Raw genomic sequence first — 15560 nt, 5'->3', positions numbered from 1 at the left:
CGGCCCGCTCTCCAGCGGACCGCGCAGCCAGCCCCCGCGCCGTTCGCGGCGCTCGGGAAGGACCGGCGGCAGGGACATCCCGCCGCACCCAGCGCCTTCCCGATTTCCCAGGCCGTGCCGGGAGGGCACCGCCTTTTCATCCGGGCCATGCCCGACGGCCGACGACACCGCACGCCCGTACCGGGTCGGCCCCTGCCTCATACAGGAGGGGGAACTGATGCTCGGCTTCGGCCGGCGCACCGCGACGGCCTGCCCCTGGATCGCCGCCCGCGACTCGCTGGACACTCGCGTCCGCGTCGTCGAACCGGACCTGACCTCGCCCGGTGAGCCCCGCTCGCCGGTCGGCTCGGACGCCGGCGACATGGACGAGCGCGTGTTGGCGTGGGTGCGGCTGCACGGGCACCCGCTCGCTCTGGTGCACGCCACCGGCACCCCCGGCGACCGGGCCGGGCTCCGCCGGGCGCCGGCCGCTGCCGCCCCACTCGAACCGGCCGTACCGACGGGCCACCGCACCCGGGGGGGAAGCGGGCCCGGCGCCGCCGCCCGCCCCTGAAGGGGGCCCGCCATGACCCCGCACACGAACCCGGTACCGGTCTTCCTGTACCACTCGGTGTCCGACGACCCGCCCTCCTGGATCGCCCCCTTCACCGTCACCCCGCGCGTCTTCGCCGAACAACTGGACCGGATCATCGACAGCGGCCGCGCCGTGATCCCGCTGGAGCGGCTGGTCGCGGCGGTGCGCGGCGGCCCGCCACTGCCACCCTGGTGCGCCGTCCTCACCTTCGACGACGGGTTCGCGGACTTCTACTGGACGGTCGTCCCGCAGCTCACCGAGCGGGGGCTGCCCGCCACCCTGTACGTCACCACCGGGGCCGTGCACGCGCCCGGCGGGACCCCGGACGGCAGCCTGCTACCGCCGGCCCCGATGCTGAACTGGCGCCAGGTCGTCACGCTCGACGCCTGCGGCATCGCGATCGGCGGGCACAGCCGCACCCACGCGCAGCTCGACACCCTGCCGCGGCGGCGGCTGTGCGCCGAGATCTCGGGCTGCAAGCGCCGCATCGAGGACGTTGTCGGACACCCGGTGTCCGCGTTCGCCTATCCGCACGGCTACTCCAGCCCGCTGGTCCGCCGCGCGGTCGGCGCGGCGGGCTGGACCTCGGCCACGACGGCCCTGCGGGCCTTCAGCTCGCCCGCCGACGACCCGTTCCGCATCGCCCGGCTGACGGTCATGGCCGACACCCCGGCGGACCTCTTCCGCCAGTGGACCGAGGGTCGCGGCGCCCCCGCAGCCCCCTTCCGCGAGCCCCTCCGCATCGCGGCCTGGCGCCTCTGCCGCCGCACCCGGGCCACCCTCACGCGGCGCGCCGACCGCCCCCTGCCACCACAGCGCTCCTGCTAGGAGCACCGTCGGGCTCCCAACTACACATAAGGAGAAAATAAGCGCAAGATAGGGCTTGCAGGTGCCTGCCATGTCAGCGGTCGGGCCTGCGGAGATCGAAGGAGACGAGTCTGATGTCAGACGTCTCACACAGGAGAGGCGATATCGCCAGTCACCCCGATGTTCCCGAGATGCGGGACCGTTACGCCCGTATGCTCGGCGGTCGCGATGTGGCGCTCGTGGACGGGCCGGTGTTCCTCATCGGTCTGTACTGCGCCATCTCGCCATGGACACTCCACTTCACGACGAGCCAGCCCGCCCTGGTGACCCACAACCTCATTCTGGGCATCGCCATCGGCCTGCTGGCGCTCGGCTTCACCAGCACACCGGAGCGGATGTACGGCATGAGCTGGGCCATGTCCGCCATCGGTGTGTGGCTGATCCTGTCGCCGTGGATCGTCGGCACCGGCCCCGACGCCGGAGTGATCTGGAACAACATCATCGTCGGCGCCCTGACGGTCGTGCTCGGGCTGGTCTGCGCGGGCGCGGCGACGCGGAGCGGTAAGCGACCGTAACCGCCGGGAGAAGGGAGAAGCTCCACATCGACGTCATGGGAAGAGAACAGGAAAAGGAGTCCTCACGCGAGGACGCGAATTCGTCGGCCGGCCCGTGACCGCGGGCCGGCCGACGGGCGTCAGGGCTCGTCGGCCGGCCGCGCGCCCTGCGGTTCCGGGCATGAAACGGCCGCATACGGCTACTCGCACCGGCACCGCCCGGCAGTGGCCGGGCGGGCGGGTCTGTTCCGGGAGGGGCGTGTGATGACAGAGAACGCGGGGTCGAGGGAAGCCACCGTCTTCGTCGAGGCGGGAGTGATCGTCCTGGACTGTGCCGAGCCCGAGCCGGTCGCGGAGTTCTACGCGAAGCTGCTCGGCGCGAAGCTGCCGGCCGAGATGGGCGTCGAGCTCATCGAGATCTCGGGCGGTCAGGGGACGCGGATGGCGTTCCGCCGGGACCACGGCGCGGCGCCGCCCTCGTGGCCGCGGCCCGAGGACTCCCAGCAGTCCCACCTGCACCTGCTGGTGCCCAAGGACCGCATGGACGACGTGGAACGCCAGGTGATCGACTACGGCGGGCAGCCGATGGAAGCCGAGCGGCGCGAGAGCGGCGAGGAACTGCGGCTCTACTCCGACCCCGCGGGCCATCCCTTCTCGCTCCGCGCCGTCTGACCGCACCACCACCGCCGCACGCCGCTCCCGCGTGCGCCGCGCCGGCCCGTGGGCGACAGTGACAGCAGCGGCCATCAGCAGGAAGGGGTTGCCGTGAAGGGCGAGCGAGGGCTGTCGACGTACCAGGGCAAGCGCGACTTCGAGCGGACCCGTGAGCCGCGGGGCGAGGACGCCGCCGGGACACCGTCCGCCGACGGCGGCGACCCGGTCTTCGTCGTGCAGATCCACGACGCCTCGACCATGCACTTCGACTTCCGGCTGGAGGTCGACGGCGTACTGAAGTCCTGGTCCGTCCCGAAGGGCCCTTCCACCGACCCGCACGACAAGCGGCTGGCGATGCCGACCGAGGACCACCCGATGGAGTACCGCGAATTCGAAGGGGTCATCCCGAAGGGCGAGTATGGCGGCGGCACGGTGATCGTCTGGGACCAGGGCACGTACCGCCCGCTCCCGCCCAAGAAGCGCAAGGACCGCGACGCGTCCTTCGCCGAGCGGCTGGAGCACGGGCACATCACGTTCTGGATGAACGGCGAGAAGCTGCGCGGCGGCTACGCGCTCACCCGCTTCCGCACGGCGGAGTCCGAGGGCCGGGAGTCCTGGCTGCTGGTGAAGGAGAACGACGAGCGGGCCGGGCAGCGCGGCACACCGGACCCGCGCCGGGCCAAGTCGGCCCGGAGCGGGCGGACGCTCGGCCAGGTGGCGGCCGACGAGAGCACGGCCGACCAGGGCAAGGACTGAGCATGGCGGACCTGCTGGAGTCGCTGCCCGGCGAACAACGGCGGCTGCTGGCCGACGCCCCCTCGGGCGAGGAGCTGGCGGCCCACCCCATGCTCGCGGTGCTCTCCGACCGCCGGGACTTCGGCCCGGACTGGATCTTCGAGCGGAAGCTGGACGGCATACGCGCGCTGGCCGTACGCGACCGGACCCGCACCCGGCTGCTGTCCCGCACCGGCCGGCCCCTGAACGACACCTACCCCGAGATCGCGGACGCGCTGGCCGCCCAGACCGGCCGGGACTTCGCCGTGGACGGCGAGATCGTCGCCTTCTCGCAGGGCCGCACCGATTTCTCCCGGCTCCAGCAGCGGATGGGCATCATCGATCCCGCACAGGCCCGGGCCAGCTCGGTGGCGGTGACGTACTACGTCTTCGACCTGCTGCGCCTGGACGGCAAGGACCTCCGCGGACTGCCGCTGCGCACCCGCAAGTCCCTGCTCCGCCGCAGCCTGCGCTTCGTCTCCCCGCTGCGCTTCACCCCGCACCGCAACGAGGGCGGCCCGCAGCGGCTGGCCGACGCCTGCGAGCGGGGCTGGGAGGGGCTGATCGCCAAGCGCGCCGACGGGCCGTACGTACCGCGCCGCTCCGGCGACTGGCTGAAGCTGAAATGCGCCCGCGGCCAGGAGTTCGTGATCGGCGGCTTCACCGAGCCGGCCGGCAGCCGCGTCGGCTTCGGCGCGCTGCTGCTCGGCTACTACGCGGACGGCACGCTGCGGTACGCGGGCAAGGTCGGCACCGGCTACGACCGGGCCGCGCTGCACCGCATCCGCGGCCTCCTGGACGAGCGGGAGCAGGCCCGGTCCCCGTTCGGCGACCCGGTACGGGAGCGGGCCGCGCACTGGGTACGCCCCGCGCTGGTCGCCGAGGTCGGCTTCACCGAGTGGACCCGGGACGGGATGCTGCGCCACCCGCGCTTCCTGGGGCTGCGGGACGACAAGAAGCCGTCCGAGGTGGTGCGGGAGGAGCCGCGGGAGGCCGCCTGACGCCGGGGCCCGCACTACTACGTCAGCACGCCTCGCTGCCGCTCTCCGGTCCCTCCCCGGCCCCCTTCTCGACCGCCGTCGTCACATGCGCCTGGATCTCCTTGGCGATCTCCGTCAGCGGCAGCACCTTGTCCACCTCACCGGTGCGGATCGCCGCACCCGGCATCCCGAAGTGCGCCGAGGTCACCTCGTCCTGGGCGAGGGCCCGGCCGCCGCAGCAGGTGACCGCGCGGATACCGGACTGGGCGTCCGTGCCGACGCCGGTGAGGACCACCGCCAGCGCCCGAGGGCCGCAGGTCACGGCCAGGGTCGCCAGCATCATGTCCGCCGTCGGCCGCGGCGGGACCGCGCGCTCGCCGACGGCGATCAGCCCGATGCGGTTGTCGCTGACCACCAGCAGGTGGTAGCCGGGCGGGGTGACCAGCACGGTGCCCCGCTCCAGGGTGTCCCCGTCGCGGGCGGAGCGGACCGTCAGCCGGGTGCGGGCATCGAGGAGGTGCGGCAGCCTGTTGGGACGGTCGGGCTGCTGGTGCTGGGCCACCAGGACGGCCGCCGGCAGATCGGCGGGCAGCGGCCCGAGCACCTGGAACAGCGCGTTGAGCCCGCCCGCCGAGGACGCGAGCGCGACCACCGGGAACCGGGCCTCGGGCGCGAGGCCGGGCTCCCGGTCGAACTTCGAGACGTACGACGTCATTGCTGCCGCCTGCCCTTGCCGCCGGTCAGCGGACGCCGGTGACGACGAACCCGCCGCGTACCGTCGACGGGACGCGGTGCAGCGGCACCGTCAGGTCCTGCTCCGGCACGCGGTACTCCAGCCGTGCCAGGAGCGGTACGAGGGCCTGGAGCAGCGCCAGCACGATGTCCTCGCCGGGGCAGCGGTGGCCGTTGGAGACCTCGCCGCCGCCCTGCGGGATGAGGTCGTCGCGGCCCGGCTCGGCGTCCGTGAAGCGCGTGGGGTCGAAGGTGTACGGGCGCGGCCACAGGTCGGGGTCGTGGTTCTGCCCGTACACGTCGAGCAGGACCATCGTGCCGGCCCCGATGCGCTCGCCCCGCCACTCCAGGTCGCGTGCGGCCAGGCCGCCGAGGAACGGTACGAAGGGGTAGAAGCGGCGTACCTCGTGGGCGAAGCCCCGGGCGTACGCGGCATCGCCCTTGGCGAGCGGCGCGCGGTGCTCGGGCCAGCGGTGCAGGGCGTGCGCGGCGAAGGTCAGGAACCAGGCGACCGCGACGGTCGGCCGGATGACGTTGAGCACCTCCACGGCGGCCGTGTGCGCGTCGAGCGGGGCGCCGTCGGCCTCCAGGTGCCGGGCCACCTCCGTCAGCGCCGTACCGGTCGGCCGGCCCGATGCCTCGTGCTCGGGGCCGGCCCGCCGGATGTCCTCGATGCGGCGTGCCAGGCGCTCCTCCTGGCGGCTGCGCGCGCGGCGGGCCCGCCAGTGCCGCGGCCCCGGCGTCGCGAAGCCGTCCACCATCGCCACCAGGTCGTCGGCCATCTCCTGCGCGCCGTCGTCGTCGAGCGTGATGCCCGCCCAGCCGCAGACCGCGCGGGTGAGCAGCAGCGCGAACGCGTCGAAGAGGACGACCCGGGGGCTGCCGGACCAGTCGGCGCGGCCCCGCTTCCACTCGGCGGCCGCGCGCTCGGTCAGGTCGGCGATGCCGCCCTCGTCCTTGAGCAGATGGACGAAGAGGGCCTTGCGCACGCGGTGCCGGTCGCCGTCGAGGGTGTGCACCGCGCCGCGGCCGAAGAGCGTGTCGAGCACCGGGCCCGGCAGCGCGTCACGGCGGTGGATGTGGCTCTCGTCGTAGAAGAACCGCACGGCGTCCGTACCGTGCAGTGCGATCGCCGGCTTTCCCAGCAGCCGGGTGCGGACGGGCGCGCCGCCGTTGCGGCGCCGGCGGTCGGGCAACCATGCGTACCCCTCCAGAAGCAGGGGCACGGTGCTGTCGGACAAGGACGACAAGGCCGACGAGGCCGACAAGGACACAGCCACAGCGCTCAGTCCTCCTCCGGCCGCGCGGCCTGCTGCCGCTTCGCGCGTGGGGGCCGCTGGTCCCGCTGGTCGGGGTCGGTGCCTGCCTTGGCACGGCCGGCCTCGTCGAGGGACTCCTGGGCGTCCAGGCTGGTGGTCAGGGGGTCGCCGCTCTCGCCGGCCACGTGCCGCCGCTCGTCGGGTCCGGCGACGCGCGTCTCGGCGTCCTCGAACTCGGCCAGCACCTCCTTCGCCGCCGTGTCGCGGCTCCGGGGATCGCCCCGGCCCGCGCCCTTGGCGGCGCTGTGCCCCTTCTCGCCCTGCTCGTTCTTCCGGGTCATAACGCTCCGTTCCGTCCTTCCGGAGACTGCACGAGATTCCACGGGTGCCCCGTCGAACGGGCCTCAACTCATCATGGTGCGCCAACTCATATCCGGCATCACGGGAGGTTTCCCCGGCCCCTCGGAGGGGCGGCAGGCTCACCCCTCCCCCGCCACCCGGGCGAAGAGGCTGTCGTCGAGCCGGGTCAGCAGGTCGGCCGGATCCGCGTACACCTCCGAGGCCCCGGCCTTCTCCAGGTCGGCCCGCGGGATGCCGCCGCACAGCAGGGCGACCGCGCCGACCCCGGCCCGGGTCGCGGCCTGCATGTCCCACACCGAGTCCCCGACGAACACCGCCTGCTCCGTCGCCACCCCGGCCAGCTTCCTGGCGTGCTCCACGGGCTCGGGCGCGGGCTTCCCCTCGCTGACGTCGTCCGCGCTCGCGGTGTCCACGATGGCGTCGTCGGCGTCGATGGCCCGGCGCAGCGCGCCCAGCTCGCCTCCGCCTGCCGAGGTGACCAGCACGTTCCGCCAGCCGCGTGCCGCCAGGGCGCGCAGCAGCTCCCCGGCGGCGTTCAGCGCGGGCAGCCGGTCGAAGTACGTCGCGTACAGCGTCTTGTGCGCGGCGCTGATGTCCGCGTCCTGTCCGGTGTCCCGGTCCTCCCCCAGGACATGGGCGATCAGATCGCTCGACGGGCGCCCGAGCGCGTGGTGGATGGCGGTCATCTGCACGTGGTGCCCGCGCTGCCGGAACGCCTCCCACCACGCCGTGACGTGGAGGTGGTTGGTGTCGGCGAGCGTGCCGTCGACGTCGAAGAGTGCCGCGCGTGCCATGTCTGTGCCTTTCCGTACGGTCCGGGACGTACGGGGTACCCGGCAGGCGGTACTGACCATCCCCGCCCCGGCCGATCGAGTGAACGGCCGGGGGGCGACCCGGGCGGCTCAGGCCAGCGGCCCCGTAGCGAGCGGCAGGCCCGTGTAGTTCTCGGCCAGTTCGGCGGCGGCGTGGCGGGAGGTCGCGACGCGGTCGAGCTGGGAGAGCTGCAGGCGGCTCTCGAAGGGGGACTGGTCGGGGGCGGTGTGCAGGGTGGTGGTCATGAAGTACGAGAAGTGTTCCGCGCGCCAGACGCGGCGCAGGCAGGTGTCGGAGTAGGAGTCCAGGAGGTCCGTCGATCCGGTGATGTGCCAGTGGGTCAGGGCGCGGGCCAGGACGATGACGTCGGCGGCGGCGAGGTTGAGTCCCTTGGCGCCGGTGGGCGGCACGATGTGCGCGGCGTCGCCGGCCAGCAGGACGCGGCCGTACGCCATCGGCTCGGTGACGTGGCTGCGCATCGGGAGGACCGACTTGGCGGTGACGGGGCCACGCTTGAGCCGCCAGCTCGGGTCGGCGTCGAGGGCGAAGCGGGCGTCGAGCTCGTCCCAGATGCGGTCGTCGGGCCAGTCGGCGGGATCGGTGCCGTTGGGGACCTGGAGGTAGTGCCGACTGACGGACGGGGAGCGCATGCTGGCCAGCGCGAAGCCGCGGTCGGAGTGGGCGTAGATCAGCTCATCGGCGGCGGGCGGCGCGTCGGCGAGGATGCCGAGCCAGGAGTACGGGTACACGCGCTCGTACGTGGTGCGCAGATGCTCCGGTACGGCGTTCCGCGCCACTCCGTGGAAGCCGTCGCAGCCGACGACGTAGTCGCAGGTGAGGGTCTGTTCCTGGCCCTCGTGGGTGTAGCGGATCAGCGGGCGGTCGGTGTCGGCGCCCTCCACCGCGTGCACGTCCGCCTCGAAGAGCAGCGGGCCGCCCTCGGCGAGCTGGAGCGCGATGAGGTCCTTGACGACCTCGGTCTGGGCGTACACCGTCACGCGGCGCCCGTCGGCGAGCGAGGGGAAGTCAATGCGGTGGGCGCGCCGGTCGAAGCGCAGCTCGATGCCGTCGTGGACCATGCCCTCGGCGTCCAGCCGCGCCCCGGCGCCGCAGGCCCGCAGCGCGTCCACGGTGGCCTGCTCCAGGATGCCCGCGCGCTGCCGCTGCTCCACGTACGCGCGGTCGCGGCGCTCCAGCAGGACGCTGTCGATGCCGGCGGTGTGCAGCAGACGGGCGAGCAGCAGGCCGGCGGGGCCGCCGCCGATGATCCCGACGGTGGTGTGCATGTGGTGTCTCCTCGTCGTCGAGGACGGTGCGGTACCGGTTCACGCACCGCTTCTTGTGGTCGTTCTTGTACTGGTCGTTCTTGTACTGGTCGTTCTTGCACTGTCGTTCGCGTGGTGAAATAATGTTCACGACTGCGTGGCCTTGAGTCTGCGCTCGCTCCGTACGCCTGTCAACGGTTTGTTTACGGGCGATTACGGTGTACTGGAGATCCACTACGGAGAGCCGATGCCACCGACCGACACCACGCCGCCGCCCGCAGCCGCCGGGGCACCGGCCGAGGCCGTCACGCCGCTGATGCGCGGCATCGCCGTGCTGCGCCGGCTCACCGACGCCGACGGCACGCTGAGCCTGAGCGAGCTGGAGCGCGCCACCGGCCTCGCCCGCTCCACCGTCGACCGGGTGACCGCGACGCTCGCCCGGATGGGCTTCGTACGCCTGGACGGCCGGGACGCCGTGCTCACCCCGCGCGTCATGGCCCTGGGCAACGCCTACCTCGCCGCGCTGCGCCTCCCGGGGCTGCTCGGCGGGGACGCCGACGCGCTCGCCGACGCGCTGGACGAGTCGGTGTCCCTCGCGGTCCCCGACCGGGACGGCATCCGCTTCCTGCACCAGGCGACCCGGCGCCGCGCGATGTCGCTCAGCTTCCGCATCGGCGACCTGCTGCCGGCCGAACGCACCGCGCCGGGTGCGCTGTTCGCCGCGGAGTGGACCGAGGCGGAGTGGGCGCGCTGGCGGGAGCGCCGGGCCGCCGATCCGGCGGACCTCGGCTTCCCGGCCGTACCGCCGCGTGCTCCCGGCCGGGCGGCGGACGGAGACCCCTTCGAGGAGCGCACCCAGGAGGCGCGCGAGCAAGGCTGGGCGCTGGACGACCAGTTGATCGAGCCGGGGCTGGTCGCGCTGTCCGTACCGGTACGCGCCCCGGACGGCTCGATCGCGTGCGCCGCGAGCGTCGTCAGCCACACCAGCCGGCACAGCGCCGCGTCCCTGCGCGACACGCTGCTGCCGCGGCTGCGGGAGACGGTGGCCGCGATGGAGCGCGTGCTCGCGCGGGCCGACGTCGCGGACGAGGCCGTGGACGAGGCCGTGGACGAGGCCGCTCCGGCGCACGCAGAGCAGCCGCTCGCCGCCTGGACCGCCGCCTCCAAGCAGGAGCTGGGCCGGGAGTTCATCGAGTCCCTGGCCCGCGGCCTGACCGTGCTGACCGCGTTCGGCGAGGGGCACGCCGAACTGACGCTGTCCGCCGCCGCCGAGGCGACCGGGCTGGCCCGGGCCACCGCGCGCCGGGCCCTGATCACCCTGGAGCACCTGGGGTACGTGGCCTCCGAAGGGCGTACCTTCCGGCTCACCCCGCGCGTCCTGGCGCTCGGCTACCCGCCGCTCTCCCGCACCTCACTCCCCCAGATCGCCGCGCCGCACCTGGCCGCGCTCGCGGCGCGGGTGCACGACTCGGCGTCCCTCGCCACGCTCGACGGCGACGAGATCCGGTACACGGCGCGGGTCGCCACCACCCGCGTGATGAGCGTCAACATCACCGTCGGCACCCGGCTGCCCGCCTACGCCACCGCGCTGGGCCGGGCGATGCTGGCAGGGCTGCCGCCCGCCGAACGGTACGCGCGGCTCACCCGCAGCGCACCGCGCCCGCTGACCCCGCGGACGGTCACCGCCCCCGACGCGCTCGCCGCGCTCCTGGACCAGGTCGCCGACCAGGGTTACGCACTGGTGGAGGAGGAGCTGGAGGAGGGCCTCCGCTCGATCGCGGTACCGGTGCGCAGTGGTACGGGCGAGGTCGTGGCGGCCGTGAACGTCGCGATGCACACCGTCCGCCGGACCGCCGAGGAGTGCGTCACGGACGTACTGCCCGAACTGCGCGCGACGGTCGCCGGCATCGAGGCGGACCTGCACATCGCGGGACGCTTCGCGCGCATCCCACTGACGTGAGTCACTGACGTGAGCCGCAGCGCCGGTTCACTTGTGTGACGTGTGGTGCACAGGGAGAGCCGCTCCGTTGGCTGGTTCATGGTGCAGCGTTCGGTGCTGTGTTGTCCGGCCCGTCCGGTGTCGCTTGGGTTGGCTGTGCTCGTCGTTCCGGGAAAGCCGACCGACCGACTCAAGGATGGGTTCATGCGCATGTTCGCGCGCTGTACGGCAGCACTGCTCGGTATGACCGCCGGGGCGCTGTTCCTGGCTCCCTCTGCTCATGGCGCTCCCACTCTGCTGAGCTGCGAGGGTCAACAGACCGCCTCGTACAGCCCCGCAATGACCAATGAGAAGCGGACCCTTACCGCCAAGGTCGAGGAGAACTACGACTGCACCTTGGCCCCGAAGGACATCCGCAGCGGTAGCGGCAAAGCATCGTTCAAAGAGCAGGCCAGCTGCCTGGTGACCGCACAACCGACCCCTCCGGATGAGATCCAGTACACGTGGAACAGCGGAAAGACCAGCACTGTCAAGTTCACTGTCACCGACGTCAAGCGCGCGGCCAATGGCACCACCACCGTCACGTCAGTGGGTAAGGTCACCGGCGGACCGGGCAAGGACAGCATTGCCACTCGCGTGGTGGTCCTGCCGGCGCTGGACCTGGCCGCATGCTCCGGCGAGGGAGTGAAGTCGCAGAAGGGCCCCGCCACTCTGAAGTTCGTGGGCGCGCCCTAGCACCGGTCACCCGCGGTCCGTCTGCGCCACCCGCAGCAGCAGCGCATGCAGTGTGTCCCGCTCCTCCTCCGAGAGCGGGCCGGTCAGTTCGTCCGTGACGCGGTGGCTGGCCTCGTCCGTGTCGCGGAGGTACGTCCGGCCGGCCTCGGCCAGTACGACGATGCGGCGGCGCCGGTCGGTGGGGGCCGGGCGGCGCTCGACGAGGTGGAGGCGTTCGAGGTCGTCGACGAGGCCGACGATGGCGCTCGGGTCGTAGCCGAGGCGTTCGCTCAGGTCGCGCTGGGGTGCGCCCTCGACGGTGGCGAGGTAGCGCAGCAGTGCGTAGTGCCGCAGCCGGAGGCCGGACTCCTGGAGGGCGGCGTTGAAGAGCTGCCCCGAGCGCAGGCCGAGCCGGTAGAGCAGGTATCCGGTGTCGGCATGCAGGCCCCGCATCCACGGTTCGTCGGCGTCGACGGGCCCCGGGTGCGGGGCGTCGGTGGTGGGCGTTCCGTGGGCGGTCATCGGTGGCGCTCCCTGTTCGGTGCCCCGGGTGCGGGGCGGTTTCTTCGGCTCTCTCCGGCTCTCCATCTCACCAGCGCACCCAGCATGCCGCATTTTCGATTACGAAGACAACCATTGACGTCAACAACGATTGGTCTTAGCTTCGGTCACGGCGGGGCCGGAAGCCGAGCGGACAGCCCGGCCCACCTTCCCTCGTTCCATCCAACCCCCTTGCGCTCTGCGCCTGTTGAGAGGATTCACCGTGTCCGGACCCATTGCCCACTCCCCCGTCGACCTCACCGGCAAGGTCGCCGTCGTGACCGGTTCCGGCCGTGGCCTGGGGCTCGCGTACGCCTCGGCGCTCGCCGCGGCCGGCGCGTCCGTCGTCGTCAACGACCTGGACCAGGCCGTGGCCGAGGAGGCCGCGAAGACCATCACCGAGGCCGGCGGCCGGGCCGTCGCCGAGGCCGTCGCGGTCGGCACCAGCGAGGCCGCCGACCGGCTGGTGGCCCGCGCGGTCGAGGAGTTCGGCCGGCTGGACGTGATGGTGACCAACGCGGGCATCCTGCGGGACCGCGTGCTGTGGAAGATGACCGACGAGGACTTCGACGCCGTCGTCACGACCCATCTCAAGGGCACCTTCACCTGTGCCCGTGCCGCCGCCGTGCGGATGCGGGAGCAGGGCGAGGGCGGCCGGCTGATCCTGGTCGGCTCGCCCGCCGGGCAGCGCGGCAACTTCGGGCAGACCAACTACGCCGCGGCGAAGGCCGGGATCGCCGCCATGACCCGTACCTGGTCGATGGAGCTGGCGCGGGCCGGGGTCACGGTCAATGCGATCGTGCCGGTTGCGGCGACCGCGATGACCGAGACGATCCCCGCGTTCGCCCCGTACATCGAGGCCATGCGGCGCGGCGAGCCGCTGCCGGACTTCCTGCGCAAGGGTGAGGGCTTCGGCACGGCCGAGGACTGTGCGGCGCTGGTGCCGTTCCTCGCGTCGGACGCGGCGAAGGACGTCACGGGCCAGTGCGTGGGCATCGGCGGCGACAAGCTCGCGCTGTGGTCGCACCCGCAGGAGGTGTCGGTGGCGTACGCGGACGGGGGCTGGCGCCCGGAGACCGTCGCGGCCGCCTGGCACACGAGCGTGGGCCGCGAGCCGCAGTCCGTGGGTATCCCCGCCCCCGTGATCCCGGAGGCCTGAGCGATGACGACCGGCGCGATGAACGTGGACGAGCTGGTGGCCATCGATGTGCACACGCACGCCGAGGTCTCCAGCAAGGGCCGGGCGTCCCTGGACGACGACCTGGCCGACGCCTCCAGCGCGTACTTCAAGATCGAGGGCAACCGGAAGCCGACCCTGCCGGAGATCGCCGCGTTCTACCGCGAGCGGAAGATGGCGGCCGTCGTCTTCACCGTGGACGCGGAGTCCGCGACCGGCACCGAGCCGGTGCCGAACGAGGAGGTCGCCGAGGCCGCCGCCGAGAACTCCGACGTGCTGATCCCGTTCGCTTCTCTCGATCCGCACCGCGGCAAGGCGGCGGTGAAGCAGGCGCGGCGGCTGGTCGAGGAGTACGGCGTACGCGGCTTCAAGTTCCACCCGAGCATCCAGGCGTTCTTCCCCAACGACCGGCTGGCGTACGGGCTGTACGAGGTCATCGAGGAAACCGGGGCGATCGCCCTCTTTCACACCGGACAGACCGGCATCGGCGCGGGCGTGCCGGGCGGCGGCGGCATCCGGCTGAAGTACTCCAACCCGCTGCACGTGGACGACGTGGCGGCCGACTTCCCCCACTTGAAGATCATCCTGGCCCACCCCTCCTTCCCCTGGCAGGACGAGGCGCTGGCCGTGGCCACGCACAAGCCCGGGGTGCACATCGATCTGTCGGGCTGGTCGCCGAAGTACTTCCCGCCGCAGCTCGTGCAGTACGCCAACACGCTGCTCAAGGACAAGGTGCTGTTCGGCTCCGACTACCCCGTGCTCACGCCGGACCGCTGGCTCGCGGACTTCGCGAAGCTGGAGATCAAGGACGCGGTCCGGCCGAAGATCCTCAAGGAGAACGCCGCCCGGCTGCTCGGGCTCGCCTGACCCCACCGCTCGGACAGCAAGGAGAGCCGCTGTGCGCAACGAGGGACTGGGGTCGTGGCCCGCCCGCCGGGCCCGCAAGACCCCGCACCGCACCGCCGTCCGCCACGAAGGCGCGGCGACCACCTACGCCGAACTGCACGACCGCACCACCCGGCTGGCCCGCGCGCTGCGCGCGGCCGGCGTCCGGCGCGGCGACCGGATCGCCTATCTCGGCCCCAACCACCCCGCCTTCCTGGAGACCTTCTTCGCCGCGGGCGCGCTGGGCGCGGTCTTCGTACCGCTCAACACCCGGCTGGCCGGACCGGAGATCGCGTACCAGCTCACCGACTCGGGCGCCGTCACACTGGTGCACTCCCCCACCCACACCGGTCTCGTCGACGGGCTGCGGGACCAGGCCGGCAGCGTACGGACGTACGTCGAAGTGGGCCCGCAGTACGAGGAGTTGATGGCGGGCGCCACCGCCGAGCCGCTCGACGAGCCGGTCAGCGGCGACGACGTGTGCATCATCATGTACACCTCGGGCACGACGGGCCGCCCGAAGGGCGCGATGCTCACGCACGCCAACCTCACCTGGAACGCGCTCAACGTCCTGGTCGACACCGACCTGACCGCGGACGAGGTGGCGCTGGTCTCCGCGCCGCTGTTCCACACCGCCGGGCTGAACATGCTCACGCTGCCGGTCCTGCTCAAGGGCGGCACCTGCGTCCTGGTGGAGTCCTTCGACGCCGAGGCCACCTTCGACCTGATCACCGAGCACGGGATCACGTTCATGTTCGGCGTGCCCACGATGTACGAGCGGATCGCGCGCAGCCCCAGCTGGCCGGCCGCCGATCTGTCCTCGCTGCGCATCCTCACCTGCGGCGGCTCCCCGGTGTCCGGGCCGCTGATCGCCGCGTACCAGGAGCGCGGGCTGACCTTCCAGCAGGGGTACGGCATGACCGAGGCGGCGCCCGGTGCGCTCTTCCTGGACGGTGAGCACGCCGTCACGAAGGCGGGCTCGGCCGGGGTGCCGCACTTCTTCACCGATGTACGGGTGGTGCGGCCCGACCTGGCTCCGGCCGATGTCGGTGAGACCGGCGAGGTGCTGGTGCGCGGCCCGAACGTGATGCCCGGCTACTGGGGCCTGCCCGAGGAGAGCGCCGCCGCGTTCGCCGACGGCTGGTTCCGTACCGGCGACGCGGCCCGGGTCGACGCGGACGGCTATGTCACCGTCGTCGACCGCCTCAAGGACATGATCATCTCGGGCGGCGAGAACGTCTATCCCGCCGAGGTCGAGAACGCCCTGCTCGCCCACCCCGGCATCGCGGAGTGCGCCGTGATCGGTGTACCGGACGAGCGGTGGGGCGAGGTGCCCCGTGCTGTCGTCGTCGCCCGGGAGGGCTGTGCCCTGGACCCGGCCGAGGTGCTCGCCGCGCTCGCCGGGCGGCTGGCCAAGTACAAGATCCCCAAGTCGGTGGTGGTGGCGGAGGAACTGCCGCGCACCGCCTCCGGAAAGCTCCTCAAGCCCCGCGTCCGCACGCTGTACGGCAGCGCGAGCTGACGCATCGTCAC

General features: G+C 72.6%; 17 protein-coding genes. 11 read left to right on the top strand and 6 right to left on the bottom strand.

The genetic code is table 11. The features are described 5' to 3' along the window. The first annotated feature begins 217 nt into the window (after positions 1-217). From IF04_RS0112710 to ligD, 6 genes are all read left to right on the top strand, one after another. On the top strand, positions 218-553 hold the full coding sequence (locus tag IF04_RS0112710; protein WP_030255028.1) for a hypothetical protein: 336 nt from the start codon (positions 218-220) through the stop codon (positions 551-553). Between the two features lie 12 nt (positions 554-565). After that, positions 566-1402, top strand: a complete 837-nt coding sequence (locus IF04_RS0112705) for a polysaccharide deacetylase family protein (RefSeq protein ID WP_030255025.1) — start codon at positions 566-568, stop codon at positions 1400-1402. 113 nt (positions 1403-1515) lie between these two features. Continuing rightward, positions 1516-1956: an SPW repeat protein gene (locus IF04_RS0112700; RefSeq protein WP_030255023.1), complete on the top strand. Its 441-nt coding sequence runs from the start codon at positions 1516-1518 to the stop codon at positions 1954-1956. Between the two features lie 243 nt (positions 1957-2199). After that, the gene (locus tag IF04_RS0112695) at positions 2200-2607 is read left to right on the top strand and encodes a VOC family protein (RefSeq protein WP_211259797.1); all 408 of its coding nucleotides are present in this window, start codon (positions 2200-2202) and stop codon (positions 2605-2607) included. A 93-nt stretch (positions 2608-2700) separates the two neighbouring features. Next, on the top strand, positions 2701-3345 hold the full coding sequence (locus IF04_RS0112690) for a DNA polymerase ligase N-terminal domain-containing protein (protein WP_030255017.1): 645 nt from the start codon (positions 2701-2703) through the stop codon (positions 3343-3345). 2 nt (positions 3346-3347) lie between these two features. Further along, entirely contained in the window at positions 3348-4364 is a 1017-nt protein-coding gene (gene ligD, locus IF04_RS0112685; protein ID WP_030255014.1) for a non-homologous end-joining DNA ligase, read from the top strand. Between the two features lie 22 nt (positions 4365-4386). Here the strand turns inward: ligD and IF04_RS0112680 are convergent, their stop codons facing one another. The 5 genes from IF04_RS0112680 to IF04_RS0112660 form a co-directional block, all read right to left on the bottom strand. Continuing rightward, positions 4387-5058, bottom strand: a complete 672-nt coding sequence (locus IF04_RS0112680) for a chemotaxis protein CheB (protein WP_051831168.1) — start codon at positions 5056-5058, stop codon at positions 4387-4389. Between the two features lie 25 nt (positions 5059-5083). Beyond that, entirely contained in the window at positions 5084-6316 is a 1233-nt protein-coding gene (locus IF04_RS0112675; RefSeq protein ID WP_030255008.1) for a cytochrome P450, read from the bottom strand. A gap of 44 nt (positions 6317-6360) precedes the next feature. Beyond that, positions 6361-6675, bottom strand: a complete 315-nt coding sequence (locus IF04_RS0112670; protein WP_030255004.1) for a hypothetical protein — start codon at positions 6673-6675, stop codon at positions 6361-6363. Positions 6676-6813: 138 nt separating this feature from the next. Next, entirely contained in the window at positions 6814-7488 is a 675-nt protein-coding gene (locus IF04_RS0112665) for an HAD family hydrolase (RefSeq protein ID WP_030255001.1), read from the bottom strand. Positions 7489-7596: 108 nt separating this feature from the next. Then, positions 7597-8793 carry a 4-hydroxybenzoate 3-monooxygenase gene (locus IF04_RS0112660; protein ID WP_030254999.1) on the bottom strand — a complete coding sequence of 399 codons (1197 nt, stop codon included), beginning with the start codon at positions 8791-8793 and terminating at the stop codon, positions 7597-7599. 226 nt (positions 8794-9019) lie between these two features. On the opposite strand from IF04_RS0112660, the gene IF04_RS0112655 reads away from it, so the two are divergent. Both IF04_RS0112655 and IF04_RS0112650 read left to right on the top strand, forming a co-directional pair. Next, a complete protein-coding gene (locus IF04_RS0112655; RefSeq protein ID WP_030254996.1) occupies positions 9020-10732 on the top strand; it encodes an IclR family transcriptional regulator domain-containing protein in 1713 nt (570 codons plus the stop codon). A gap of 183 nt (positions 10733-10915) precedes the next feature. Beyond that, a complete protein-coding gene (locus IF04_RS0112650) occupies positions 10916-11446 on the top strand; it encodes a hypothetical protein (RefSeq protein WP_157847644.1) in 531 nt (176 codons plus the stop codon). A gap of 6 nt (positions 11447-11452) precedes the next feature. On the opposite strand, the gene IF04_RS35660 is transcribed toward IF04_RS0112650, so the two are convergent. Beyond that, complete coding sequence (locus IF04_RS35660; protein WP_051831165.1) at positions 11453-11947, bottom strand: MarR family winged helix-turn-helix transcriptional regulator; 495 nt, start codon at positions 11945-11947, stop codon at positions 11453-11455. Positions 11948-12188: 241 nt separating this feature from the next. Between IF04_RS35660 and IF04_RS0112640 the strand changes: the two genes are divergently transcribed. The 3 genes from IF04_RS0112640 to menE are packed head-to-tail and all read left to right on the top strand — an operon-like array spanning position 12189 to position 15549. Next, positions 12189-13124: an SDR family NAD(P)-dependent oxidoreductase gene (locus IF04_RS0112640; RefSeq protein ID WP_030254990.1), complete on the top strand. Its 936-nt coding sequence runs from the start codon at positions 12189-12191 to the stop codon at positions 13122-13124. An 18-nt stretch (positions 13125-13142) separates the two neighbouring features. Next, positions 13143-14009, top strand: coding sequence for an amidohydrolase family protein (locus IF04_RS0112635; RefSeq protein ID WP_030254987.1), 867 nt, complete (start codon positions 13143-13145; stop codon positions 14007-14009). 31 nt (positions 14010-14040) lie between these two features. Then, positions 14041-15549, top strand: coding sequence for an o-succinylbenzoate--CoA ligase (gene menE / locus IF04_RS0112630; RefSeq protein ID WP_030254984.1), 1509 nt, complete (start codon positions 14041-14043; stop codon positions 15547-15549). The last annotated feature ends 11 nt before the right edge of the window (positions 15550-15560 follow it).

This window comes from Streptomyces violens (assembly GCF_000717745.1).
GTDB lineage: Bacteria > Actinomycetota > Actinomycetes > Streptomycetales > Streptomycetaceae > Streptomyces > Streptomyces violens.
The sequence above is the reverse complement of the archived record's forward strand: the minus strand, read 5'-3'. Positions and strand labels throughout refer to the sequence as shown.

Coding starts and splice junctions, on each gene's coding strand:
- ligD (WP_030255014.1), top strand. CDS start 3,348: ATGGCGGACCTGCTGGAGTCGCTGCCCGGCGAACAACGGCGGCTGCTG.
- IF04_RS0112650 (WP_157847644.1), top strand. CDS start 10,916: ATGCGCATGTTCGCGCGCTGTACGGCAGCACTGCTCGGTATGACCGCC.
- IF04_RS0112700 (WP_030255023.1), top strand. CDS start 1,516: ATGTCAGACGTCTCACACAGGAGAGGCGATATCGCCAGTCACCCCGAT.
- IF04_RS0112655 (WP_030254996.1), top strand. CDS start 9,020: ATGCCACCGACCGACACCACGCCGCCGCCCGCAGCCGCCGGGGCACCG.
- IF04_RS0112670 (WP_030255004.1), bottom strand. CDS start 6,675: ATGACCCGGAAGAACGAGCAGGGCGAGAAGGGGCACAGCGCCGCCAAG.
- IF04_RS0112635 (WP_030254987.1), top strand. CDS start 13,143: ATGAACGTGGACGAGCTGGTGGCCATCGATGTGCACACGCACGCCGAG.
- IF04_RS0112695 (WP_211259797.1), top strand. CDS start 2,200: ATGACAGAGAACGCGGGGTCGAGGGAAGCCACCGTCTTCGTCGAGGCG.
- IF04_RS0112710 (WP_030255028.1), top strand. CDS start 218: ATGCTCGGCTTCGGCCGGCGCACCGCGACGGCCTGCCCCTGGATCGCC.
- IF04_RS0112705 (WP_030255025.1), top strand. CDS start 566: ATGACCCCGCACACGAACCCGGTACCGGTCTTCCTGTACCACTCGGTG.
- IF04_RS0112665 (WP_030255001.1), bottom strand. CDS start 7,488: ATGGCACGCGCGGCACTCTTCGACGTCGACGGCACGCTCGCCGACACC.
- IF04_RS35660 (WP_051831165.1), bottom strand. CDS start 11,947: ATGACCGCCCACGGAACGCCCACCACCGACGCCCCGCACCCGGGGCCC.
- IF04_RS0112660 (WP_030254999.1), bottom strand. CDS start 8,793: ATGCACACCACCGTCGGGATCATCGGCGGCGGCCCCGCCGGCCTGCTG.
- IF04_RS0112680 (WP_051831168.1), bottom strand. CDS start 5,058: ATGACGTCGTACGTCTCGAAGTTCGACCGGGAGCCCGGCCTCGCGCCC.